This is a genomic window from Clavibacter sp. VKM Ac-2873 (assembly GCF_015351075.1).
Classification (GTDB): Bacteria; Actinomycetota; Actinomycetes; order Actinomycetales; family Microbacteriaceae; genus Clavibacter.
Map to the genome: position 1 here is coordinate 311,676 of NZ_JADKRS010000003.1, position 21,409 is coordinate 333,084.

A 21,409-nucleotide genomic window follows, 5' to 3' on the forward strand; every position below is an offset into this window, starting at 1 on the left:
GTGGGGGCTCCAGCTACCCTGTCGCGATGATCGCCACCCCGCCCGGTCGTCCGTGTGCCTGACGCGAAGGCCACGGCCGCCGTCTACGTCGACGGCTTCAACCTCTACCGCCGGCTGCTGACGCACGAACCATCGCTGAAGTGGCTGGACCTCGCTGCCCTGTGCGACCTGCTGCTCCCGTCCTTCGACGTCGTCCGCGTCCGGTACTTCACCGCGCTCATCCGGGCCACGGCGGGGACGGACCCTCGGAGCCCCGTCCGTCAGCAGGCCTACGTACGCGCCCTCCGCACCTCGCCGAGGGTCTCCGTCCACCTCGGCACGTTCCGGGTGGACAAGCGGACGATGCCCGTCCATCCGGTCCGGTTCGACGCTGACGGCGGGCTCGTCAAGGTCAACGTGCGGAAGACCGAGGAGAAGGGCTCCGACGTGAACCTCGCCGCCCACATGCTGGTCGACGCGTTCCGCGGAGTCTCCGACGCGTGCTTCCTGCTGTCCAACGACTCGGACTTCACCGACGCCTTCCGCCTCGTCCGAGACGAGGCGGGTGCCGAGATCGGTCTCATCTCACCGACGGACCGCCCCTCCGCTTCGCTGCTCGGCGTCGGGCCTGCGCACATCAGGAAGATCCGACGCGGGGCGCTCGAGCGATCGCAGTTCCCGGCCATCATCGGCGACTCCGTCGGGGAGGTCCACAGACCGGAAGCCTGGCGTCACATGGCTGAGGCTCCTTCCGGGGAAGGAGCCTCGCGCCCGGAAGCCGAAGCGACCGGGGGTGTGCCTCCATGTTAGCCGACCCCAGCTCCTCCTGAGGAGAGGCGTCTCGCGACTTGGTCGGCGAGGGAAGGGGGTCAGCTCAATCGAGCAGGATGCCGACGACGACGGCCAGCAGGCCGACCACGGCGAAGGGCAGGGGGGCGAGGTACACCGACCTCGGCGCCGGCTCGTTCGTCCGAGACATGTGATTCAGCGTGCGGAAGAAGCCCACCCCCCACGCCGATGATGCAGACGATGGTCACGAGCTGCAGAGCCTTCGCCAGCAGATCAGGCACGGGCCCGCCTCCGCGACCGCATCGCGCGCACCGTCGCCCACCCGAGCCCCGCGAGGCCGAACAGCACGAGGATGCCGGCGTACAGCCAAGCCGGCGCCTCCCACCGGAACCCGCCCTCGGTCGACAGGTCCGGCACGAGCCCCACGATCAGCAGGCCCAGCATCAGCGTGAACGCCCCGAAGCCCGCGAGCGTGCGCACCTTCCCGCCCTCGACCTCATCCGTGTCGCCCGCGCCCATCCCGCCTCCGCTCGTCCCGCGTCGGAGCGCGGCGTCCCCTCCATCGTGGCCGACGCGGCATCGCCCGGCTGCCACGCGTCCGGGAGGATGGACGCATGACCGCACCCGTCACGCTCACCGCCCGCGCGCTCCTCCTCGACATGGACGGGACGCTCGTCGACTCGACCGCGCTCGTCGAGGGGATCTGGACGATGCTCGCGCACCGCTTCGGCCACGACCCTGCCGACCTCCTGCGACGGATCCACGGCGTGCGCGCCGTCGACAGCATCGCCCGGTTCGCACCCGCCGACACGGACGTTCCCACGCTCCTCGCCGAGCTCGACCGGCTCGAGCTCGACGGCAGCCCCGCGACGGTCGAGATCCCCGGTGCCCGCGACCTCGTCGCGGCGCTGCCCGCCGGATCCCACGCCCTCGTCACGAGCGCCGGCCGCGAGCTCGCGCGCGCCCGCCTCACCGGCGCCGGCGTCCGGGTGCCCGACCTGCTCGTCACCGCCGAGGACGTGGCGGCCGGCAAGCCCGACCCGTCCGGGTACCTGCTCGCGGCATCGCGCCTGGGCGTGGATCCTGCGGACGCGATCGTCTACGAGGACGCCGAGGCCGGGATCCGCGCGGGCCTCGCCGCCGGCATGCGCGTCGTCGTCGTGGGCGACCACGAGAGCGACGCCACCGTCGGCCTCCCCCGCGTCCGCGACCACCGCGGCACGACGGTCGAGGTGCGCGACGGCGTCGTCACGCTCACCCTCCCCGGCGCCTGACGCCGGCCGTGCCCCTGCGGATCCGCCGGGAGGCGCCTACGCGGGAGATGCGATTGGGCCACGTGGCCGAATCCCGCGATACGGTCTTCCCATGACCTCGACGTCCCGCATCCGCCGCCCCGGAGCCCCCTCATGAGGTGGCTCCTCCTCGGCGGCGCCATCGCCTCCGAGGTCACCGCCTCCCTCGCCCTGCAGGCCGCCGTCGACGCGCCCGGCTGGTACGCGCTCGTGGTCGTCGGATACCTGGTCGCGTTCGGCTTCCTCACCCGGGTGCTGAAGGCGGGCATGGCCGTCGGCGTCGCCTACGGGATCTGGGGAGCGGCCGGCGTCGCGCTCACGGCGGTCGGCGCCACGGTGCTGTTCGGGCAGCCGCTCACCGGGCCCATGGTCCTCGGCCTCGTGCTCATCGTCGCGGGCGTGCTGCTGGTCGAGCTCGGCTCGCAGCGCGCGCACGCGGCCCGCGCGGCCGCCGCATCTGCCGCATCCGCCGCCGCAGCACCCACCCGCGCCGCCCCGACCGGCGAGGCCCGCTGATGGCCGGGCTGCTGCTCGCGATCGCCATCGTCACCGAGGTCGTCGCGACCATCTCCCTCAAGCTCGCGACCGACGGCCGGAAGCGCTGGTACGCGGTGGTCGCGGTCGGCTACGTCACGGCGTTCTCGATGCTCGCGGGCGCGCTCTCGCTCGGCCTGCCGATCGGCGTCGCGTACGGCATCTGGGCGGCGACCGGCGTGGCCCTCACGGCGATCCTCGGCCGCGTAATCTTCCGCGACCCGCTGACGCGCACGATGCTGGCGGGCATCGCGCTCATCATCGGCGGCGTGCTGCTCATCGAGCTCGGGCACTGACTCCGCGCGACCGGCTCTGGCACCATGTCCGCATGACATGGACGGACGCGGGCGACCCGCAGCGGTACGGCGCGGGGATCCTGCAGGGCGAGCGGATCCGGCTGCGTGCGCTCGAGGACGCCGACCTGCCCGACCTCGTGCGCTGGTGGCGCGACCCGGAGTGGGCGGTCGTGCAGCAGCTCACGGTGCGGCCTCGGCCCGAGGGCGACGTCGCCGAGATGTTCCGGAAGTGGAGCGACAACGAGCCCGCCGGCGCGGTGGGCTTCTGCGTCACCGACCGGATCTCCGGCCGACTCGTCGGCCACGTGACGCTCTTCGGCGCGAAGCTCCTGACGCGCGCGGCCACTCTCACGGTGATGATCGGATCCGAGCACACGGGCTCCGGCTACGGCACCGACGCCGTCCGCACGCTCGTCGACTACGGCTTCCGGGAGATGGGCCTGAACCGGATCGAGCTGCACGTCTTCGCGTACAACGCCCGCGCCCGCGCGACCTACCGGAAGGTCGGCTTCGTCGAGGAGGGCGTGCTCCGCGAGACGGTCTTCCACGACGGGACGTTCCACGACGAGGTGGTCATGTCGGTGCTGGCGAAGGACTGGTTCGCTCGCTGACGGCCCGCACTACTACGGGTGCGGCGTCTCCCCGCGCTCGAGCATCGCGACGAGCTTCGCGAGCCGGTTCGCGCGGACGGTCGCGTTCGGCGCGGTCGACACCCGGTGGATCACGGCGTAGCGGTTGACCGCGGACAGCGTCGCGAAGGTGGCGGCTGCGGCGGGCGATGCGGCGAGCGCGGCCAGCAGGTCGGCGGGCTCGGCCGCCGACGCCTGGCCCGCGTAGGCGCGCTCCCACCGGCCGTCGGCCTGCGCGCGCTCCACCTCGCGGATCCCGGCCGGCCGCATCCGGCCCTCCGCGGTGAGCGTCGCCACCAGGCCGATGTTGCGCTCCGACCACAGCGACGCCTTCCGCCGGGCGTGAACCGGCGCCGGAAGATCCTGTCGTCGATGCTCGCGGTCTGCCCGTCGATCCATCCGCTGCACAGCGCCTCGTCGAGGGCCTCGGCGTAGGTGAGCGAGGTCGGATCCGTGGTGCCCTTCTTCGCGAGCACGAGCCATACGCCGTCGGACGCCTCCTCGTGCGCGTCGAGCCAGGCGCGCCAGGCGGCCCGGTCGGGGACGGTCAGGACCTCGTGCGCGGCGGCGGGCATGGGTCCGATGCTACGGACGGACCCCGACACCTACCGCGTCGGCATCTCCATCATCCCGTCCGCGGTCATCTGCATCGCGCCGTCACCCGCCATCGGACCCATGTCGCCGAAGGCGGAGGGCGCGGCCGAGGCCGTCTGCGCCCGGCCCGAGCCGCAGGGCACCGTGACGTCGATGGTGGCGGTGTGCGCGGTCTCGTCCATCCCGGCCACGGAGACGGACATGCCGTCGGCGAGCGACACCTTCTCGCCGGGCTGCACGAGCTCGTCGCCGACGCTCGTGTCGCCGGGGCGGATGAGGATCGTCCCCGAGTCCGGCACGGTCGGGTCGGTGCGCAGGATCTGCACGCCGGACGGCCGCTGGACCTTGAAGCCGGAGATCCACAGCGGGTCGTACGCGGACTGGTCGACCACGTCGGCGTACTGCACGTAGTACCGGACCGACGGGCGCTTCGGGTCCGTCCAGGAGATGATGCGCAGCGCGTCGAAGCCCGCGCTCATGGTCTGGATGGGGATGCGCCGCGTGGCGCCGCACGTGGGGACGGCGCGACGCGAGATCAGGCCGATCCGGTCGAGCGAGGGCCCCGACGCCGGGTAGTAGGAGTACGAGGAGCCCATCAGGTCCGTGGTGTTCCCGTACTCGTCGCGCGAGCAGGAGGAGGGCAGCCCGTTCGAGGCGTCGAAGTCCCAGCCGGTGGTGCACCGGATGCCGGAGGCGTGGTGCAGGGAGAGGTTGTGCCCGAGCTCGTGGGTCAGGGCCGCCGGCGTGATGTCCGTGATGTAGGCCGTGCCCCCGGAGTCGATGCCGTCCCCCTGGTCGCCGGAGGAGAAGTCGCCGCACTGCATCCCGCCGGGGGTGAAGGCGACGAGGTCCTTGTCGGGGCCCGGCGTCCAGCCGGTCTGCGCCCGGGCGAAGGTGACGACCGCGTCGGGGTCGGTGCAGACGATGCTCGGGTCGCTCGGCTGGATCCAGTCGGTCACCGACGCGGTGTGGAACTGCACGAAGCCGTTCGACTCGTGCGCCCAGTACGCGGACGCGTCCTGGATGGTGGCGATGGCGTCGTCCCGGGTGAAGTCCCGCCTGGTGCCGGCCGGGGCGATGAGCACCGCCGTGATCTCGTGCACGGCCTTCGCCCCCGCGGGCGCCGACCGCACCACCGTGTACGGAGCCGTCGCCGCCAGCGCGGAGTCGGCCGGCACCGCGGACGTGACGGCCGCCATGAGCAGGAGCCCGGGCAGGATGAGCAGGGTCAGCGGTCTCCGCATGGGGATGCCTCACTCCCCGCGGGCGGGGCTTCACGCCGCAGGAGCTCCGCAACGTCGAGGAAGCTAGCGGACCGCCGCGGTCGCGCGGGGGCCCACCGCACAGGTGACGCGCCGGCCGGACGCCGGACTGCGCCCGTGGCCGCGGCGACTAGAGGACCACCACGAGCTTCCGCGCCGAGACGCCCGCGCGCAGCCGGTCCATCGCGGGCTGGATGCTCTCCAGCCCGGTGCCGACGACCTCCGCCTGCGGCGCCGCGACGTAGCGGCCCTCGGCGAGCGCGTCGGGCAGGAACCGCTCCCAGAGCATCGCGCCGACGCCGTCGTGCATGAGCGCGCTGCCCCAGATGAAGCTCGCCCGGATGCCGCGGACGCGCGCGCGGATCATGAGGGCCGGGGTGGCCGTGCCCATGCGGATCCCGAGGCGCACGAGCGGCAGGCCCACCCGGCCGCCGCGCGGCAGGGTGTCGAAGGAGACGGGCGGGCTCGCCATGCTGACCCGCGTCGCGCCCGTGGCGGCGGCGATGTCGACGGCCGGGCCGCCGGATCCGGTGCCGATGGCGAGCACGCCCGCGACCCCCTGACCGCGCGCCGCGAGGTCCGCCACGATGTCCTGCACCGCCGTCGGGCTCCGGTAGTCGAACGCGCGGCTCGCGCCGAGGGAGCGCACGAGCTCGTGGTTGCGCGGCGAGGCGGTGGTCACGACGTCGTACCCGGCCGCGACCGCGAGCTGGATCGCGTTGAGCCCCACGCTCGTGGATCCGCCCCACACCACCACGGTCTCGCCCGTCGCCGGGGTGGTCGCGTCGGGCGTGCGCAGACCGAGCTGGCCGGCGCCGAACAGCGCGGAGGCGGCGGTCGAGATCCCGAGCGGGAGCACGGCGGCGTCCTCGAAGGGCAGCGCGTCCGGGATCGGCGCCGCGAGGTCGGTGCGCACGACGACGCGCGTCTGGAACCCGCCCTCCGGCGCGTGCCGCCGCCCCTTCTCCATGCCGACCGCGTACGCGACGACCCGGTCGCCCACCGCGAAGCGCGTGACCCCGGGGCCGACCTCCTCGACGACGCCCGCGACGTCCTCGCCGAGCACGGCGGGGTGCGGGAGCCAGCGGTACATGAGGTCGCCCATGTGCTGCTTCATGGTGTCGAGCGGGTTGATCGCGACGGCACGGACGCGGATCGCGACCTCACCCTCCCGGGGCGCGGTCCGCGGCGCGGGGCCGACGGTCAGGTCGGCGGCGGACGAGGCGAGCCAGGCGGCGGATTCGGTGGGCACGGCGGTTCTCCGATCGAGGGGTGCGCTCCGCCTGATGACATCGCGTGTCATCACCATACACGCCGATGACACGTCGTGTCATCAGGTTGATGCCGGGCTGTCACGAGATGCCGTCCCGCCATCGGGTGCCGGTCGATAGATTCGTGTTCCCGTCCGGAAGGAAGCGCCATGACGACCACGCCCTCGGAACCGACCGCCCCGCTCGGCGAGGCGGAGCGGAGCTGGCGCCGACAGGTCGTCGACGAGACCCGCGCGTCGACCACCCTGGAGGGCGGCAGCTCGACGGACGCCATGCGCGATCTGCAGGAGCAGTGGGTCGATGGCCGCATCACCGCCGACGAGCTGCTCGCCGGAGCGCGCCGGCTCCACCCGACCACCGCACCCCGCTGATCCGCATGTCGACGGACGATCGCCCCTGGGAGACGGCGACCAGCCCCGAAGGCCGCTGGGCGGGATACCTCGATCCGAGCACCGGACTGCTCCGCACCCTCTCCGCCGAGCCGCTGGAGACGCAGGCCGAGCTACGGGGCTTCGAGGACGACCACGTGGAAGCACGGTCGATCGAGGCCCGCGTCCGGCCCATCACCGGCTCGTACGGCATCGATCACCTCCAAGCCATCCACCGCCGCCTCTTCCAGGACGTCTACCCGTGGGCGGGCGAGATCCGGACTGTCAACATCTCCAAGGGCATTCCCCCGGAGCCGTTCCTGTCGCCGGAGCACGCCGCGTCCGCCGTGGACCGCACCGCCCGGCGCATGCACGAGGACGGCATGCTGCGCCCGGGCATGGATCACGAGCGCTTCGTCGACCTGCTCGCCCGGAGGTTCTCCGAGATCAACGAGGCGCACCCCTTCCGAGAGGGCAACGGGCGGACCCAGCGCCACTACTTCGACCTGGTGGCGCGTGACGCGGGCCGGCGCATCGACTGGTCCCAGCTCACCTCGGCGCAGAACATCGCCATCTCCGCGAAGGCCCGCGCGGGTCGCCTCGCCCCGCTGCGTGACACCCTGCGCGGCATCGTCACGGTCGCCCCGGTGGGTGCAGGACGTCCCGCGAGCGATGGTGATCTGCGGATCCCGCAGGCGCGGCCGGCCACCGCGCGGACCGCCGATCCCCTCGGCCGCTCCTCGGCGCGACCGGGACGCGGCGGTGGTCGCGGCTCCTGACAGGCGGCGGATCGAGCCACCCGCGAGCCGGCCTCTTGAGCACGGTACGGCCATGGCACGGGATGTCATCACTAGGATCGACGCATGAGCAGATGGCAGCCGGACACGCGCGAGCGCCTGGCCGCCGCCGCTCTCGAGCTGTTCCACGAGCGGGGTTTCGCGGAGACGACCGTGCCCGAGATCACCGCCCGCGCCGGCCTGACGACCCGCACCTTCTTCCGCCACTTCGCCGACAAGCGCGAGGTGCTCTTCGCCGAGGAGGACGAGCTGCCGGCGCTCGTCACGCGCATCATCCGCGAGGCGCCCGCCGACCGCTCGCCGCTCCAGGTCGTCGAGGACGGCTTCCCGGAGGTCGTCGCCTCGCAGTTCGCGGAGGGGCGCGCGACGCTGCTCGCCCGCAAGCGCATCATCGGCGACGACCCGGGGCTGCAGGAGCGCGAGATGCGCAAGGTCCAGGCGATGCAGGAGGCCGTGCGCGCGGGCTTCGTGGAGCGCGGGTCGGATCCGCTCACCGCCGTGCTCGTGGCCCACGCCACCGCGACGGTCTTCGGCGTCTCCATCGGCCGGTGGCTCGCCGACGGCGACGGCACGACCGACCTCGCAGAGGTGCTGCGCGAGACGCTCGACGCGCTCCGCCGGGTGATGGCGGAGGGTGCGTGATGCGGGTTACGTACGACCCGGTCGCGGATGCCGCGTACATCGCGCTCGCGGGGCCGGTCGGTGACGGCGGGGCGGCCACGACGATCCACTCGATCCTGACGCCCGGCGACCGCGGCGAGGTCGCCCTCGACTTCGACGCCGACAGCTGCCTCCTCGGCATCGAGGTGCTGCGCGCGAGCGCGGTGCTGCCGGCGGCGGTGCTGGCGGATGCGGTGCGGATCGGCTAGCTGCCGCGCACCCCCCCTGGGCCTAAGCACGAGTGGTACGCTTTCCGGTACCACCTCAAGGAGCCCAGCATGTCCGCCATCACCGCATCCGACGCGCGTCGGAACCTGTTCGGCCTCATCCAGCAGGTCAACGACGACCACTCCCCGGTGGAGGTCGTCTCCAAGCACGGCAACGCCGTCCTGATCTCGAAGGACGACTTCGACGCCATGACGGAGACGGCCTACCTGCTCCGCAACGCCAAGGGTGCCGAGCGGCTGCTGCGATCGCTGGAGCGCGCGCGACGAGGCGAATTCGAGACGCACGAGCTGATCGAGGAGTGACGCGCCAGCTCTCCTTCGAGTCGGACGGCTGGGAGGACTACACCTATTGGCAGACCCAGGACCGGAAGACGCTGAAGCGGATCAACGCACTTATCCGCGACGTCATGCGCGACCCGTTCGAGGGACCGGGCAAGCCCGAGCCCCTCAAGCACATCCTCTCGGGCGCCTGGTCGCGGCGCATCGACGACGCGAATCGTCTGGTCTACCTGGTCACCGACGCGCACATCGTGATCCTGCAAGCGCGCGATCACTACTGATCGCGGCGCAGCCCTCAGCTCCGCAGCACCTTCTGCATGGGCCGCCCGCGGGCGATCTCGTCGACGAGCTTGTCGAGGATGCGGACCTTCTTCATCAGCGGGTCGTCGATCTCCTCGATGCGGACGCCGCAGATCACGCCGCGGACCTCGTCGGCGAGCGGGTTCATGCGGGCCGCGGCGAAGAAGTCGTGGAAGGTGGTCTCCGCGTCGAGGTGGCGCTGGAGCTCCGCGGCGTCGAAGCCGGTGAGCCAGGTGATGACCTGGTCGACCTCGGCCTACGTATGACCCTTGCGCTCGGCCTTCTTCACGTAGAGCGGGTAGACCGCGGCGAACGGCGTCGTGAAGATGCGGTGCATGTCCGGAGCGTAGGCCGAGGCCGACGCGGGGTCGAGGCCGGGAATAGCCGAGCGCCCCGGCGCGGTTCGACTCCATGCAGACGCATCCACCCGGATCCGTCGCCGTCGAGCACCGAGGAGCGCCCCATGGCCACGAAGATCGGCTTCCTGTCGTTCAACCACTGGCAGGACGTGCGCGGATCCCGCGTGCGCACCGCCCAGGACTCGCTGCTCCAGTCGATCGACCTCGCGGTCGCGGCCGAGGAGATCGGCATCGACGGCGCGTACTTCCGCGTGCACCACTTCGCGCCGCAGCAGGCGTCGCCGTTCCCGCTGCTGGCCGCCATCGCGAGCCGCACCAGCCGGATCGAGATCGGCACCGGCGTCGTCGACATGCGCTACGAGAACCCCCTCTACATGGCGGAGGAGGCGGCCATGACGGACCTCATCGCCAACCGCCGGGTGCAGCTCGGCATCAGCCGCGGATCGCCCGAGCAGGTCGAGGCCGGCTACGAGTCCTTCGGCTACGTGCCGCTCGACGGCGAGACCGACGCCGACATGGCCCGCCGCCACACGGGCCTCTTCCTCCGCGCGCTCGAGGGCGAGGAGCTCGCGACCGCGGCCCCGCAGCGCGGCATGATCGCGGGCGGCGTGGCCATCACGCCGCAGTCGCCGGGCCTCCGCGAACGGATCTGGTGGGGCGCCGGCACGCGCGCGACCGGCCAGTGGGCGGCCGAGCAGGGCATGAACCTCATGTCGTCGACGCTCCTCTCCGAGGACACCGGCGTGCCGCTCGACGTGCTCCAGGCCGAGCAGATCCAGCTGTTCCGCGACGGCTGGGCCGCCGCCGGGCACGCGTGGGAGCCGCGCGTGAGCGTCAGCCGCAGCATCATCCCGATCGTCGACGACGAGTCGGAGATGTACTTCGGGGTCCGCTCGCAGATCGAGGGCCGCGACCAGGTGGGCGAGGTCGGCGGCGAGAAGTGGCGCTTCGGCCGCTCCTACATCGGCACCCCGGAGCGCCTCATCGAGGAGCTCGGAGCCGACCAGGCGATCGCCGCGGCCGACACCCTCCTCGTCACGATCCCCAACCAGCTCGGCGTGGACTTCAACCTGCGCTCGCTCGCGGCGATCAAGCAGATCGGCGAGGCCTTGGGGTGGGACCGGGCCGACGTCGCGGTGGGAGCGTCGGCTTGATTGGTTGACGCCTGCCCGCCGCGCGCTCAGTCGCCGGTCGGCCGCTTGCGCTGCTGCTTCGTCGCGGAGCGCTGCGTCTTGGCCGCGAGGCGCCTCTTCTGGGATCCCTTCGTGGGGCGGGTCGGTCGTCGCGGGGCGGCATCGGGCGCGAGCGCCTCGGCGACGAGCTGACGCAGCCCGTCGATCGCGGCGACCCGGTTGCGCAGCTGCGACCGCTGCTCGGAGACCGTCACCGTGATCGTCCCGGCGACCAGGCGCCGGCCGAGCCGGTCGAGGATCCGCTCCCGCTGCGGGTCGGTGAGCACGAGCGATCCCGCGACGTCCCACGTGAGCTGCACCCGGCTGTCCGACGTGTTGACGTGCTGTCCGCCGGGCCCGGACGACCGCGAGAACCGCCACTGCAGCTCGGCGGCGGGGATGGTCAGCCCCGGCGACACGACGAGATCCATGCGCCAAGGGTCGCATAGTCCGCCTAAATGCCGCTGGAAACCGAGAGCCAATTAAGCGATCAGTGGGCAGGGTTCGACCTACGCTCGCTAGCCAGCACACATTAGGCCAGCCAGACAACACGCACTAAACCCCTGGGAGGCGTAGGCGCGCACCGCTCCCCTCTTCTTACGGACGCGGACTGCCACAAGCCCGGCACGCACGCACGCACGCACGCACGCACGGCAGACATAAGCAATAATGATTTCAATGGCACGGGCTCACCCGCATCAGGTATATGTACGTCGCGGGTATCGGTAGACCAAGAGCCGGAAAACAATACCCCCCCCTACTGGGTTATATACATAGGCACCGACAGGGCTATATATTGGCACTTTAAGCTCAGGCATCCGCGTTCGTGGGCCATTATCATCAGCCAGTCGGCGCTATAAACAGTGTCCAGCTCAGCTTCGGCAATACCATTTCTTCTCGAACGAAAGGCGCACACTTGAGGGATACGTTTCGCGCGTACTATTCATTAGACGAGCAAGAGCTGGAGTCCCTGTGGGCAAATGCGATCATAGTTCTCGACACGAATACGCTGTTAAATTTCTTCCGCTACACGCCGGGGACTAGAGATGAGTTTCTGCGAGTACTCGAAAGCCTGCAGGAAACGCTCTGGCTTCCCTACCAGGTGGGCCTTGAATTTCAAGAGCGACGTCTCGACGTAATTCGAGGAACGTCTGAAGCATTCACTAAAGTTAAGGGCTCTGTCGATTCTGCAAAAAACACCGTATTTAAAACACTCAACGAGTATAAGCATCACCCCTCGTTAAATCGGAGCGAGGTAACGACAGATCTCAACGAACTGTTCGCCGCGTTCACAAAAAAGATCGATGAGCAGCGAGTCACTCACGAGGAGTGGCTTGCGACCGAAGGCGATCCGGAAAAGACATTTTTGAGGATAAGCGCGCTCTATAAGGAGCGAGTGGGGAGCGCATTTTCAGCTGAGCAACTTGTGGAACTGAAGAGCGAGGGTGAAAAGCGTTATGAAGAAAAGGTCCCGCCCGGGTACAAAGATGCGGGTAAGACCAATGGCAATCAATACGGAGATTGGATCCTCTGGAAAGAGATATTAAACAGGGGGAAGCTTGTCAACCAACCAATTATCTTTGTGACAGATGATGCCAAAGAAGATTGGTGGAGAATTGAACACGGCGAAACGCAAGGTCCTCGAATCGAATTAACTGATGAGTACTGGAAAGCATCGGGGCATCGATTGCACATGTATGAGCCCCTGCAATTCTTGCGGCATGCTAAAGTGCGAACCAAAATCCCGGTCAGCGAGGGCTCGCTTGAAGAGGTTAAGGAAGTTTCGAACGCGAGCGATCGCGCGCTTCGGGTACTTCGGGAGCGGCGTGAACGACTTATTCAACAACGAGAAGCTCAAACGCAGAGCATCGAGCGACGCCGCCGGGATTCACTTAATCCGGAGCAACAGGCATCCTTGCGCGCGGAAATTACAGCGTTGCAAGTAGAGCAGCAGGATATGGAAATGCAGCGAGACCGCTTTGCTTCGTCGGTAGACGAGCTCATGTCAAAACTTTCTGGCACTCATAACGAAGATGCCCGAACGGAAGTAATCTCGCGGCTTGCGAACCAGATCTCGCATCGCACGGAGCTCGAAAATCAACTGCAAATTATTGTTCGACGTAGAGCCGAGCTTGAAAGGCAGCTGAGGCGGAGTGACCACAATGAGGATAGAATTTCAGATTTGTGGCTCCGTCGACTACGGTCGCTCGAGGATGAGCTAAAAGAAGTCTCTCTAGCCTTAGATGAGCTGGGTGGGTAGTCATGTGTTATTTGTCTCTCAACAAGCCTTGACTACCCCGCGGAGTAGTTGATGTGCGCACAATAAGCGCCCCAAACGAATAGCAAGATGCCGGGCTGGAGAGGTTCTAGGCAAACATCTCTCTTGGTTCCACTTGGGCGGAACATATCATCGGCGTGTCACCTCGGGCCGCCGCGCCGTCAGGTACAACCGATGCGCCGTGATCACCAGCGCCAGCCACGCGCCGCCGAGGAAGAAGGCAGCCAGCACGTCCGTGAACCAGTGGTGGCCGAGGTAGACGCGGGTGGCGCCGATGGTGACGGCGAAGACCACGGCGACCGTGATCGAGAGCACGCGCGTCGCGCGACGGTGCTGGCGGAGGAGGAGCAGGTAGGCGAGGATCCCGGCGATCGCGACCGCGTTCAGCGTGTGGCCGCTCGGGAACGACGGCGACGTCTCGTACGGCGGCACCGCGTCGGCGAGGTCGGGACGGGCGCGGGCGATGATGTCCTTGCCCGCGATGGTGAGCAGCAGGGATCCGGCGCCGGCCGCGAGCACGAGGATGACCGGGGTCCACGAGCGGCGGCGCACCGCGAGGAACAGCATCGTCACCACCGCGATGATCGGCATGCCGACGACGCCCGCGACGTCCGTGTAGGCGGTCGCCGCGTCGTTCAGCCACGGCGTGCGGATGCCGATCATGAAGGCGAGGAGCGGCCGGTCGAGGCCGGCGACCCCGTCGGCGTCGGTCACGTTGTCGTAGACCTGCGCGGCGATCGCGGCGAGGCCGAACGCGAGCACGAGGCCCACCAGCAGCGTGATCACGAGGGCCCCGTACGGGCCGAGCGCGCGCACGATCCGCTGCACGAGCCGCACCAGCGCGCGGCCGGGCGGCGTCGCCCAGCGGGTGAGGTCGCGCGCGCCGAGGTAGCGGTCGCGGCGGAGCTCGCCCTCGACGCCCCGGTCGGCCGGATCCAGCGGGTCGAGGGGCCTGCGCCTCGGGGTCTCGCTCATGTCGTCCACCTCGTCATCGGCGGAACCCCCGCACGTCCACGCTACCGACGCGGACCGGCGGCGACCTGCGAGCGCGCGTGCCCGGTCCCACCGGGACATCCCTCACCCTGCGGCGGATGCGAGGAGCCGGAGGGCGCCTTCTGCGTGCGCCGCCGCCGCGCGCCGGGAGGGGGCCGGATCCAGGGCCAGCAGACGACGGCGGTGCGCCTCGCCGAGCAGGAGCGAATAGAGGGCCGCCGCCCTGTCCCGGGCATCCCCGATCCCGCCGCCCTCCGCGCGCATGGCGCCCTGCAGCAGCCGGATGGAGTGCCCCGGCCCGGCCGCGTAGAACCGCGCGGCGAGCTCCGGGAAGCGCGGCGCCTCCGCGATGACCGCGCGATGCAGCGCCACCGCCCGATCGGAGTGCAGGACCACCACGATCTCCGTCGCCACATCGATCAGGGATCCCGCGTCCGCCGCCGACGCGCGGAGCCGATCGTGCTCGCGCTCGACCGCGGCGGCGAACAGGGCGGCCTTGTCGCCGATGTCGACGTAGATCGTGCGCTTGGTCACGCCCGCGGCGGCGGCGATCTCGTCGAGCCCGGCCGATCCGAACCCGTGCGCGGCGAACGCCTGGACCGCGCCGTCCAGGATGCGGTCGCGCCGTCCCTCGCGCTCGTCGGCGGTGGGTCTCCCCCGTTTGGCCATGCGTGCCTCCACAAGAATGATACTGTGCAGTCTCATTCAAGGAGGACGCCGTGGCAGCCATCGCGCACATCGCCATCGTCGACGACTGGGAGTCGGCGCGGAACATGGGGGAGTACGAGATCTCCACCCGGGGAGTGAGCCTCGCGGAGGCGGGCTTCGTGCACGCCGTCGCGCTCGACGGCATCCGCCGCGTGCTCGACGACCACTACGCCGACATAGCCTACGGGCTCGTGCTGGTGGTCCTCGACTCCGACGCCCTCGCCGCGGATGGCATCGCCGTCACCGAGGAGACCCCCGGCCTCCCGCACGTGCACGGCGCGCTCCCCACGGAGGGCGACGCGGTGCTGGCCGTGCTCCCGATCGAGAGCGCGGACGGCAGGCTCGTGATCCCGGACCTGCGCCGGTTCGACGGAGGCGCCACCGGCCGGTAGGCGATCCGCGGAAGTCCGCTCGCCGCAGGAGGGCCGCCGCGGATCCCGCCGCGTGCTTCGCTGTAAGGGACGCTGCGACGAGGATCCGCCGGATGGCAGCCGCGAGGACGAAGGAGTCCGCCATGCCCGACATCACGAAGGTCACCGTCCTCGGGGCGGGCGTGCTCGGCGCGCAGATCGCGTTCCAGGCCGCGAACCACGGGAAGACCGTGACGAGCTACGACGTGGACGACGCCGCGCTCGAGGCCGCGCGCGGACGGCTCGACGCGATCGTCGCGCAGTTCGTGTCCGAGACCGGCGAGGAGACGCGGGAGTCCGCGACCGCCGCCGCCGCGGGCATCCGGCTCACGAGCGACCTCGCCGCCTCCGTCGCCGACGCCGACCTCGTGATCGAGGCGGTCCCCGAGCGCCTCGACCTCAAGCAGGACGTCTACCGCCGCATCGCCGACGCCGCTCCCGAGCGCACGGTCTTCGCCACGAACTCGTCGACGCTCCTGCCGAGCGACATCGCCGACTCCACCGGCCGCCCCGACCGCTTCCTCGCGCTGCACTTCGCGAATCACGTGTGGGTGCAGAACACGGCCGAGATCATGGGCACCGAGCGCACGTCGCCCGCGGTGTTCGACCGGGTCGTCGCGTTCGCGGAGGAGATCGGCATGGTCCCGATCCCGCTCAAGAAGGAGCAGCCCGGCTACGTGCTCAACTCGCTCCTCGTGCCGCTGCTGGGGGCGGCTGCGGGCCTCGTGCTGACGGGCGTCGCGGATCCGAAGACGGTCGACACCACCTGGCGCATCGCGACCGGCGCGCCCCTCGGCCCGTTCCAGATCTTCGACCTCATCGGCCTCCGCACCGCCTACGCGGTCTCCGCCGCGAGCGACGAGCCGGGCGCGCAGGCGTGGGCGGCGCACCTCCAGAGCGAGTACCTCGACAAGGGCAAGCTCGGCAGGGAGTCGGGCGAGGGGTTCTACGCGTACCAGTGACGCCCGGGCCCCAGCCAGGTCCCGCCCCGCGCATGCGCCAAGCTGGTCTCCGGCCGCGGACGCCCCGCCGCCGACCCGCGAGGAGGGCACCGCATGATCACCCTGGCCGCCGCATCCGCCATGGCCGTCGTGGCCCTCGGCATGGTCCTCACGCCGGGCCCGAACATGATGTACCTGGTCTCGCGCAGCATCAGCCAGGGCCGTCGTGCGGGACTCGTCTCGTTGGCCGGCACCGGCGTGGGCTTCGTCGTCTACATGACCATGGCCAACGTCGGCCTCGCGGCGGTCTTCGTCGTGGTGCCATGGCTCTACACGGGGCTCAAGGTCGCCGGGGCGGCGTACCTGCTGTGGCTGGCGTGGTCCACGCTGCGCCCGGGCGGCGCCTCCGTCTTCGACACGCGGGACCTGCCGCGCGACTCCACCGCGAAGCTCTTCCGCATGGGGCTCGTCACGAACCTGCTCAACCCGAAGGCCGCGATCATGTACCTCGCGCTCATCCCGCAGTTCGTCGACCGGGGCGCGGGCGACGTCGTCGCGCAGGGCTTCCAGTTGGGGGCGGTGCAGATCCTGGTGAGCCTCGCGGTCAACGCCGGGATCGTCCTCGCGTCCGGCTCGATCGCCGTCTTCCTGCGCGGCCGACCCCGCTGGATGCGCTGGCAGCGCTGGGCCACCGGCGGGCTCCTCGGCGCGGTCGGCGTGAAGCTCGCCATCGAGGCTCCGGCGCCGGCCTAGGTCCCGTCCCAGAGGATCCCGCTACCGCGGACCCGCCGCCCCACCCGCCGCGAACGACCGCGCCGCGCGCGTGACCGCCTCCGACAGCGCGCGCATCGCCGGGGTCTCGACGCGCCGGGCCAGCGACGCGAGGTAGATGGTGCGTGCCGGGATCCGGTCGGCGGGCCGGAACGACACCGCCCGCACGTCCTCGCGGTGCGACGCGAGCGCGAGCCGCGGTGCCATCGCGATGCCGACGCCGGCCGCCACCATCGCCTGGACCTCCTGGTAGTCGTACGCCTCGTACGCGACGTCCGGCCGGATGCCCGCCGCGGCGCAGCTGCGGTAGAGCACGTCCGCCGCCGGATGCCCGCCGTTCCGCGTGATCCACGACTCCCGCCGCAGCGACTTGAGCGACACCCCGTCGCGGATGGGGCTGTCGGCCGCGACGAGCAGCATCGTCTCGTCCTCCACCAGCTTCCGCAGCGCGAGGTGCTTCTCGGCCTCCTCGGTCCACGCGTAGCTCCACAGGAGCGCGAGCTCCACCTCGCCGGAGCTGAGCTTGTCGATCAGCTCGGGCCGGAGCGCCGACTGCACGCGGATCTCGATGCCCGGCCACGCCGCGTGCGCGTCCTTGAGCGCGTCCGCCAGCAACGACGCGCTCACGGTGGGGAAGGACCCGAGCCGCACGGTGCCGTGCTCGAGCCCGCGGATCGCCTCCAGCTCCCCCTCGGCGGCCCGCAGCTCGCGGCGCACCGTGCGCGCCTTGGCCGCGAGCACCTGGCCCGCCTCGGTCAGGCGCATGCCGCGCGGGAGGCGGTCGAGCACGGGCTGGCCGATGAGCTGCTCGAGCTTCGCGATGCGCTGCGACGCCGCCGACGTGGTCATCCGCGAGCGGGCCGCGCCGCCGGTCAGCGTGCCGGTGTCGACCACGTCGAGCAGCAGATCCAACGTGACGAGGTCGAAGGAGGCCATGAGCTGACTTTAGCCCAGCTGAACGGGCACGTAGGAGATCGAGCTTCTGCTTGAGCCTCCGGATTCGTAGCGTGAGCACATCGACGACGACCAGGAGGCCTCGTGAGCATCCCCGCCACCCTCATGCGCGGAGGGACCAGCAAGTGCTGGCTCTTCGACCGCGACGCCGTCCCGGCCGACCGGGACGCGCTCGCCGAGCTCCTCATCGAGCTGTTCGGCGCCGACGACCCGCGGCAGCTCGACGGCGTCGGCGGCGGCACATCCGTGACATCGAAGGCCGTCATCGTGGGCCGGAGCGACGAGCCCGGCATCGACGTCGACTACCTCTTCGCCCAGGTCGCGATCGGCGCGCACGTCGTGGAGTGGGGCAGCAACTGCGGCAACTGCGCCACGGCCGTCGCGCAGTGGTCGGTCGAGCGGTTCGGGCTCGCGGGCGCCGGCGACGCGGCCACCACCGTGCGGATGCGCAACCTCAACACCTCCGCGGTCGTCGTCGCCCAGGTCGCGGGCGCACGGGACGTGAAGGTCTCCGTGCCCGGCGTCCGCGGTTCCGGCACCGCGGTCGACCTCGCGTTCGTCGACCCGGCCGGATCCACCACCGGCTCCCTCTTCCCCACCGGCGCAGTCCGCGAGGAGCTCGTCGTCGACGGCACCGCCTACGAGGTGACCATGGCCGACGCGGGCGCGCCCGTCGTGCTGCTCGCGGCGGCCGACCTCGGACTGCCGGCGGCCGCGACCGAGATCGAGATCCTCGCCGCCGTGCCGCTGCTGCGCCGGATCCGCGCGCACGCCGCCGTCGCGATGGGCATCGCGCCGAGCGTCGCCGAGGCAGGCGACGCGGTGCCGAAGGTCGGCGTCGTCGGCCCGGCCGTCGACCACGTCACCACGCTCGGCCAGGAGGTGCGCGCCGCGGACCACGACGTCTCCGTGCGCATGCTCTCCATGAACGCCGCGCACCCCACCATCGGCCTCACGAGCGCCGTCGCCCTGGCCCTCGCGGCCCGCGAGCCCGGCACCGTGCTCGCGCGCGTCGGCGTGGATCCGGCCACCTCGCCCCTGCGCCTCGGCACCCTCGGCGGACCCTTGCGCGCCGGCGTCGAGGTCGACGCCTCCGGCACGCGGGTCCTGCTCCAGCGGGCGGCCCGCCGCCTCGCGGACTCGGAGCTCCTCACGCACCACGAACCCATCCCGCTCGCCCCCACCCGCTGACGCGTCGCGCGCCCGCGATCACCAGGAGAAGACAGTGTCGTCTATCGAGATCATCCCCCTCATCGGCCTCGTCGTGATGTTCGTCATCGCGACCGTGTTCCCGATCAACATCGGCTTCCTCGGCTTCATCGGGGCCTTCCTCGTGGGCGCCATCGCGTTCGGCTACGACGACAAGGAGATCCTCGAGGTCTTCCCGTCGTCGATCGTGCTCACGATCATCGGCGTCACCTACTTCTTCGGCATGGCGAAGCAGAACGGCACCATCGACCTGATGGTGAGCGCCTGCATCCGTGCCGTGCGCGGGAAGCTCTACCTCATCCCGTGGGTCTTCTTCCTCGTCGCCGCGTTCCTCACCTCGCTCGGCACGTTCAGCCCGGCCGCGGTCGCGCTCATCGCCCCGGCCGCCATGAGCTTCGCCGGCCGCACGCGCATGAGCCCGCTCGTGATGGGGATCATGACGATCAACGGCGCGCACGCCGGCGCCTTCTCGCCCATATCCGTCTCGGGCGTGCTGGTGCGCGACATCGTCGAGGGCAACGGCCTGTCGCTCGACCCGTGGCTGCTGTTCCTCTCCAGCTTCGGGATCAACACGCTCCTGTCGGTGCTGACCGTCGCGGCGTACGCCATCACGAGCCGCGTGAAGACGCTCGAGTACACGGCCACCGGCAGCGTCATGACCATCGAGGACGACACCATCGACGCCGACCACGTGCCGCTCACCCGGGTGCGCATGCTGACGCTCGCGCTCATCGCCGCCATCCTCGTGATCGTGCTGGTGGGCCACCAGCCGATCAGCTTCGTGGCGATCGCCGCGGGAGTCCTCCTGTCCTTCACCGACCTGAAGAGCACGAGCCGGTCGATCGCCGGCATCAGCTGGCCGACCGTGCTGCTGGTCGCCGGCATGATCACCTACATCGCGATGCTCGAGGAGCTCGGCACCATCGACCACCTCGCCGACATGGCCCTGCTCATCGGCGCCCCCGTGGCCGTCGCGCTCGTGCTCTGCTACGTGATCGGCATCTCCTCGGCCTTCGCCTCATCCACGGCGCTGCTCGCGGCGATCATCCCGCTGTCCCTGCCGCTGCTCCAGCTCGGCGAGCTGCCCGTGGTGGGCGTGGTCGCGGCGCTCTCGATCGCGGCCACGGTGGTCGACGTCTCGCCCTTCTCGACGAACGGGGCGCTCGTGCTGGCGAACGCGCAGGGCATCGACCGCACGGTCTTCTACCGGCAGCTGCTGCTCAACGCCGGGGCCGTGGTGGCGGTGGCGCCGCTCATCTGCTGGGTGCTGCTGGTGGTCGTGCCGAACGCCTTCGCCTGATCCGACCGCACGACCCGTGCCGCCGCGGCACGGGAGGGAGAGCATGGAGCATGACCGCACCGATCCGCATCGCCGTCCTCGACGACTACCAGGGCGTCTCCGCCGGCCTCGCCGACTGGGGCGCGATCCCCGGGGCCATCGCCACCGCGTTCCGCGCGCACCTCGGATCCACCGAGGAGGTGATCACCGCGCTCCAGCCCTTCGACGTGGTGGTGGCCATGCGCGAGCGGACCCGGTTCGACCAGGCCGTGCTCTCCGCCCTCCCCGCGCTGCGCCTCCTCGTGACCACGGGACGCGCGAACGCGGCCATCGACCTGGGTGCGGCCGCGCGCGCCGGGATCCTGGTCTCGAGCGGCGCGACCGGCGGCAGCTCGGGAGCCGCCGAGCTCACGTGGGCGCTGATCCTCGCCGCCGTGCGGCACCTCCCCGAGGAGGATCGCCGGGTGCGCGACGGCCTCTGGCAGGGCACCGTCGGCGGCGACCTCCAGGGGCGGCGGCTCGGCATCGTCGGGCTCGGGGCGATCGGCGCGCGCGTCGCCCGGGTCGCGCTCGCCTTCGACATGGAGGTGGCGGCGTGGAGCCGGCACCTGGATCCGGAGCGGGCGCGCGCCCTGGGCGTCATCCCCGTCGACAAGGACGAGCTGATCGCCACCTCCGACGTGCTCAGCGTGCACGCCAAGCTCGACCCGGCATCCGTGGGGCTCATCGGCGCGCGCGACATCGCCGCGATGAAGCCCACGGCGATCCTCGTCAACACCGCCCGCGGCCCGCTCGTCGACGAGGCCGCGCTGTTCGCGGCCCTGCACGCGGGCCGGATCGGCGGCGCCGCGCTCGACGTCTTCGACCGCGAGCCGCTGCCGCTCGACTCGCCGTGGCGGTCGGCGCCGCGCACGGTGCTCACGCCGCACCTCGGCTACGTGACGGACGACACCTACCGCCGCTTCTTCGCCGAGGCGCACGAGAGCGTGGCCGCGTGGGCCGCGGGCGCGCCGATCCGGTTGCTCGGGTGACGAGCCTCGGCTGACGACCCTCGGCTG

The 21,409-nt window shown here is 70.8% G+C and carries 26 protein-coding genes and 2 pseudogenes; 19 read left to right on the plus strand and 9 right to left on the minus strand.

The window, feature by feature from the left end; genetic code table 11:
* The first annotated feature begins 54 nt into the window (after positions 1-54).
* Positions 55-789, plus strand: coding sequence for an NYN domain-containing protein (locus ITJ44_RS11340; RefSeq protein WP_194635571.1), 735 nt, complete (start codon positions 55-57; stop codon positions 787-789).
* 252 nt (positions 790-1,041) lie between these two features.
* Here the strand turns inward: ITJ44_RS11340 and ITJ44_RS11345 are convergent, their stop codons facing one another.
* Complete coding sequence (locus ITJ44_RS11345) at positions 1,042-1,287, minus strand: hypothetical protein (protein WP_194635573.1); 246 nt, start codon at positions 1,285-1,287, stop codon at positions 1,042-1,044.
* 95 nt (positions 1,288-1,382) lie between these two features.
* On the opposite strand from ITJ44_RS11345, the gene ITJ44_RS11350 reads away from it, so the two are divergent.
* From ITJ44_RS11350 to ITJ44_RS11365, 4 genes are all read left to right on the plus strand, one after another.
* Positions 1,383-2,042, plus strand: a complete 660-nt coding sequence (locus tag ITJ44_RS11350; protein WP_194635575.1) for an HAD-IA family hydrolase — start codon at positions 1,383-1,385, stop codon at positions 2,040-2,042.
* A gap of 132 nt (positions 2,043-2,174) precedes the next feature.
* Complete coding sequence (locus ITJ44_RS11355) at positions 2,175-2,576, plus strand: multidrug efflux SMR transporter (RefSeq protein WP_194635577.1); 402 nt, start codon at positions 2,175-2,177, stop codon at positions 2,574-2,576.
* A complete protein-coding gene (locus ITJ44_RS11360; RefSeq protein WP_194635579.1) occupies positions 2,576-2,890 on the plus strand; it encodes a multidrug efflux SMR transporter in 315 nt (104 codons plus the stop codon). Before ITJ44_RS11355 ends, ITJ44_RS11360 begins: the two co-directional genes overlap by 1 nt.
* A 32-nt stretch (positions 2,891-2,922) precedes the next feature.
* Positions 2,923-3,501 carry a GNAT family N-acetyltransferase gene (locus ITJ44_RS11365; protein ID WP_194635581.1) on the plus strand — a complete coding sequence of 193 codons (579 nt, stop codon included), beginning with the start codon at positions 2,923-2,925 and terminating at the stop codon, positions 3,499-3,501.
* 12 nt (positions 3,502-3,513) lie between these two features.
* On the opposite strand, the pseudogene ITJ44_RS11370 reads toward ITJ44_RS11365, so the two are convergent.
* The 3 genes and pseudogenes from ITJ44_RS11370 to ITJ44_RS11380 all read right to left on the minus strand — a co-directional run bounded on the left by ITJ44_RS11370 (position 3,514) and on the right by ITJ44_RS11380 (position 6,627).
* A pseudogene (locus tag ITJ44_RS11370) lies at positions 3,514-4,094 on the minus strand (YdeI family protein).
* 30 nt (positions 4,095-4,124) lie between these two features.
* Positions 4,125-5,357, minus strand: a complete 1,233-nt coding sequence (locus tag ITJ44_RS11375) for a hypothetical protein (RefSeq protein ID WP_194635583.1) — start codon at positions 5,355-5,357, stop codon at positions 4,125-4,127.
* Between the two features lie 148 nt (positions 5,358-5,505).
* A complete protein-coding gene (locus ITJ44_RS11380) occupies positions 5,506-6,627 on the minus strand; it encodes a zinc-binding alcohol dehydrogenase family protein (protein ID WP_194635586.1) in 1,122 nt (373 codons plus the stop codon).
* Positions 6,628-6,795: 168 nt separating this feature from the next.
* On the opposite strand from ITJ44_RS11380, the gene ITJ44_RS11385 reads away from it, so the two are divergent.
* From ITJ44_RS11385 to ITJ44_RS11410, 6 genes are all read left to right on the plus strand, one after another.
* A complete protein-coding gene (locus ITJ44_RS11385; protein WP_194635588.1) occupies positions 6,796-7,017 on the plus strand; it encodes an antitoxin VbhA family protein in 222 nt (73 codons plus the stop codon).
* A 5-nt stretch (positions 7,018-7,022) separates the two neighbouring features.
* Complete coding sequence (locus ITJ44_RS11390; protein ID WP_194635590.1) at positions 7,023-7,793, plus strand: Fic family protein; 771 nt, start codon at positions 7,023-7,025, stop codon at positions 7,791-7,793.
* Between the two features lie 84 nt (positions 7,794-7,877).
* Positions 7,878-8,453: a TetR family transcriptional regulator gene (locus ITJ44_RS11395; RefSeq protein WP_194635592.1), complete on the plus strand. Its 576-nt coding sequence runs from the start codon at positions 7,878-7,880 to the stop codon at positions 8,451-8,453.
* Positions 8,453-8,680: a DUF2283 domain-containing protein gene (locus ITJ44_RS11400; protein ID WP_194635594.1), complete on the plus strand. Its 228-nt coding sequence runs from the start codon at positions 8,453-8,455 to the stop codon at positions 8,678-8,680. The genes ITJ44_RS11395 and ITJ44_RS11400 overlap by 1 nt, the downstream gene beginning before the upstream one ends.
* 69 nt (positions 8,681-8,749) lie before the next feature.
* Entirely contained in the window at positions 8,750-9,001 is a 252-nt protein-coding gene (locus tag ITJ44_RS11405) for a type II toxin-antitoxin system Phd/YefM family antitoxin (RefSeq protein ID WP_194635596.1), read from the plus strand.
* The gene (locus tag ITJ44_RS11410) at positions 8,998-9,258 is read left to right on the plus strand and encodes a Txe/YoeB family addiction module toxin (protein ID WP_194635598.1); all 261 of its coding nucleotides are present in this window, start codon (positions 8,998-9,000) and stop codon (positions 9,256-9,258) included. The genes ITJ44_RS11405 and ITJ44_RS11410 overlap by 4 nt, the downstream gene beginning before the upstream one ends.
* Positions 9,259-9,272: 14 nt before the next feature.
* On the opposite strand, the pseudogene ITJ44_RS11415 reads toward ITJ44_RS11410, so the two are convergent.
* A pseudogene (locus ITJ44_RS11415) lies at positions 9,273-9,614 on the minus strand (DUF2200 domain-containing protein).
* A gap of 126 nt (positions 9,615-9,740) precedes the next feature.
* On the opposite strand from ITJ44_RS11415, the gene ITJ44_RS11420 reads away from it, so the two are divergent.
* The gene (locus tag ITJ44_RS11420) at positions 9,741-10,790 is read left to right on the plus strand and encodes an LLM class flavin-dependent oxidoreductase (protein WP_194635600.1); all 1,050 of its coding nucleotides are present in this window, start codon (positions 9,741-9,743) and stop codon (positions 10,788-10,790) included.
* A gap of 26 nt (positions 10,791-10,816) precedes the next feature.
* On the opposite strand, the gene arfB is transcribed toward ITJ44_RS11420, so the two are convergent.
* Complete coding sequence (arfB, locus tag ITJ44_RS11425; protein WP_194635602.1) at positions 10,817-11,239, minus strand: alternative ribosome rescue aminoacyl-tRNA hydrolase ArfB; 423 nt, start codon at positions 11,237-11,239, stop codon at positions 10,817-10,819.
* A gap of 485 nt (positions 11,240-11,724) precedes the next feature.
* Between arfB and ITJ44_RS11430 the strand changes: the two genes are divergently transcribed.
* Positions 11,725-13,068 (plus strand): PIN-like domain-containing protein, encoded by a 1,344-nt coding sequence (locus tag ITJ44_RS11430; RefSeq protein ID WP_194635604.1) that lies wholly within the window; start codon positions 11,725-11,727, stop codon positions 13,066-13,068.
* Between the two features lie 147 nt (positions 13,069-13,215).
* Here ITJ44_RS11430 and ITJ44_RS11435 read toward each other — a convergent pair whose 3' ends face one another.
* On the minus strand, positions 13,216-14,061 hold the full coding sequence (locus ITJ44_RS11435) for a phosphatase PAP2 family protein (RefSeq protein WP_194635606.1): 846 nt from the start codon (positions 14,059-14,061) through the stop codon (positions 13,216-13,218).
* A gap of 102 nt (positions 14,062-14,163) precedes the next feature.
* Positions 14,164-14,748 carry a TetR/AcrR family transcriptional regulator gene (locus tag ITJ44_RS11440; RefSeq protein WP_194635608.1) on the minus strand — a complete coding sequence of 195 codons (585 nt, stop codon included), beginning with the start codon at positions 14,746-14,748 and terminating at the stop codon, positions 14,164-14,166.
* Between the two features lie 50 nt (positions 14,749-14,798).
* On the opposite strand from ITJ44_RS11440, the gene ITJ44_RS11445 reads away from it, so the two are divergent.
* From ITJ44_RS11445 to ITJ44_RS11455, 3 genes are all read left to right on the plus strand, one after another.
* Positions 14,799-15,179, plus strand: coding sequence for a DUF952 domain-containing protein (locus tag ITJ44_RS11445; protein ID WP_194635610.1), 381 nt, complete (start codon positions 14,799-14,801; stop codon positions 15,177-15,179).
* 122 nt (positions 15,180-15,301) lie between these two features.
* The gene (locus tag ITJ44_RS11450) at positions 15,302-16,159 is read left to right on the plus strand and encodes a 3-hydroxyacyl-CoA dehydrogenase (RefSeq protein ID WP_194635748.1); all 858 of its coding nucleotides are present in this window, start codon (positions 15,302-15,304) and stop codon (positions 16,157-16,159) included.
* A gap of 93 nt (positions 16,160-16,252) precedes the next feature.
* Positions 16,253-16,891 carry a LysE family translocator gene (locus ITJ44_RS11455; protein WP_194635612.1) on the plus strand — a complete coding sequence of 213 codons (639 nt, stop codon included), beginning with the start codon at positions 16,253-16,255 and terminating at the stop codon, positions 16,889-16,891.
* A 21-nt stretch (positions 16,892-16,912) separates the two neighbouring features.
* On the opposite strand, the gene ITJ44_RS11460 is transcribed toward ITJ44_RS11455, so the two are convergent.
* Positions 16,913-17,845, minus strand: a complete 933-nt coding sequence (locus ITJ44_RS11460; RefSeq protein ID WP_194635614.1) for a LysR substrate-binding domain-containing protein — start codon at positions 17,843-17,845, stop codon at positions 16,913-16,915.
* Between the two features lie 102 nt (positions 17,846-17,947).
* Here ITJ44_RS11460 and ITJ44_RS11465 point away from each other — a divergent pair, with 102 nt between their 5' ends.
* From ITJ44_RS11465 to ITJ44_RS11475, 3 genes are read left to right on the plus strand one after another with little or no spacing between them, the layout of a single operon-like run.
* Positions 17,948-19,054, plus strand: coding sequence for a PrpF domain-containing protein (locus ITJ44_RS11465; protein WP_194635615.1), 1,107 nt, complete (start codon positions 17,948-17,950; stop codon positions 19,052-19,054).
* Positions 19,055-19,088: 34 nt separating this feature from the next.
* Entirely contained in the window at positions 19,089-20,372 is a 1,284-nt protein-coding gene (locus tag ITJ44_RS16185; protein WP_194635617.1) for an SLC13 family permease, read from the plus strand.
* A gap of 50 nt (positions 20,373-20,422) precedes the next feature.
* Positions 20,423-21,382 carry a D-2-hydroxyacid dehydrogenase family protein gene (locus ITJ44_RS11475; RefSeq protein ID WP_194635618.1) on the plus strand — a complete coding sequence of 320 codons (960 nt, stop codon included), beginning with the start codon at positions 20,423-20,425 and terminating at the stop codon, positions 21,380-21,382.
* Positions 21,383-21,409 lie beyond the last annotated feature (27 nt).

Bases quoted from the DNA above. Each gene is read 5' to 3' on its own strand.
- arfB (WP_194635602.1), bottom strand. From the start codon at position 11,239: ATGGATCTCGTCGTGTCGCCGGGGCTGACCATCCCCGCCGCCGAGCTG.
- ITJ44_RS11420 (WP_194635600.1), top strand. From the start codon at position 9,741: ATGGCCACGAAGATCGGCTTCCTGTCGTTCAACCACTGGCAGGACGTG.
- ITJ44_RS11365 (WP_194635581.1), top strand. From the start codon at position 2,923: ATGACATGGACGGACGCGGGCGACCCGCAGCGGTACGGCGCGGGGATC.
- ITJ44_RS11455 (WP_194635612.1), top strand. From the start codon at position 16,253: ATGATCACCCTGGCCGCCGCATCCGCCATGGCCGTCGTGGCCCTCGGC.
- ITJ44_RS11395 (WP_194635592.1), top strand. From the start codon at position 7,878: ATGAGCAGATGGCAGCCGGACACGCGCGAGCGCCTGGCCGCCGCCGCT.
- ITJ44_RS11440 (WP_194635608.1), bottom strand. From the start codon at position 14,748: ATGGCCAAACGGGGGAGACCCACCGCCGACGAGCGCGAGGGACGGCGC.
- ITJ44_RS11405 (WP_194635596.1), top strand. From the start codon at position 8,750: ATGTCCGCCATCACCGCATCCGACGCGCGTCGGAACCTGTTCGGCCTC.
- ITJ44_RS11360 (WP_194635579.1), top strand. From the start codon at position 2,576: ATGGCCGGGCTGCTGCTCGCGATCGCCATCGTCACCGAGGTCGTCGCG.
- ITJ44_RS11435 (WP_194635606.1), bottom strand. From the start codon at position 14,061: ATGAGCGAGACCCCGAGGCGCAGGCCCCTCGACCCGCTGGATCCGGCC.
- ITJ44_RS11400 (WP_194635594.1), top strand. From the start codon at position 8,453: ATGCGGGTTACGTACGACCCGGTCGCGGATGCCGCGTACATCGCGCTC.
- ITJ44_RS11450 (WP_194635748.1), top strand. From the start codon at position 15,302: ATGCCCGACATCACGAAGGTCACCGTCCTCGGGGCGGGCGTGCTCGGC.
- ITJ44_RS11390 (WP_194635590.1), top strand. From the start codon at position 7,023: ATGTCGACGGACGATCGCCCCTGGGAGACGGCGACCAGCCCCGAAGGC.
- ITJ44_RS11345 (WP_194635573.1), bottom strand. From the start codon at position 1,287: ATGGGCGCGGGCGACACGGATGAGGTCGAGGGCGGGAAGGTGCGCACG.
- ITJ44_RS11460 (WP_194635614.1), bottom strand. From the start codon at position 17,845: ATGGCCTCCTTCGACCTCGTCACGTTGGATCTGCTGCTCGACGTGGTC.
- ITJ44_RS11375 (WP_194635583.1), bottom strand. From the start codon at position 5,357: ATGCGGAGACCGCTGACCCTGCTCATCCTGCCCGGGCTCCTGCTCATG.
- ITJ44_RS11355 (WP_194635577.1), top strand. From the start codon at position 2,175: ATGAGGTGGCTCCTCCTCGGCGGCGCCATCGCCTCCGAGGTCACCGCC.
- ITJ44_RS11385 (WP_194635588.1), top strand. From the start codon at position 6,796: ATGACGACCACGCCCTCGGAACCGACCGCCCCGCTCGGCGAGGCGGAG.
- ITJ44_RS11475 (WP_194635618.1), top strand. From the start codon at position 20,423: ATGACCGCACCGATCCGCATCGCCGTCCTCGACGACTACCAGGGCGTC.
- ITJ44_RS11350 (WP_194635575.1), top strand. From the start codon at position 1,383: ATGACCGCACCCGTCACGCTCACCGCCCGCGCGCTCCTCCTCGACATG.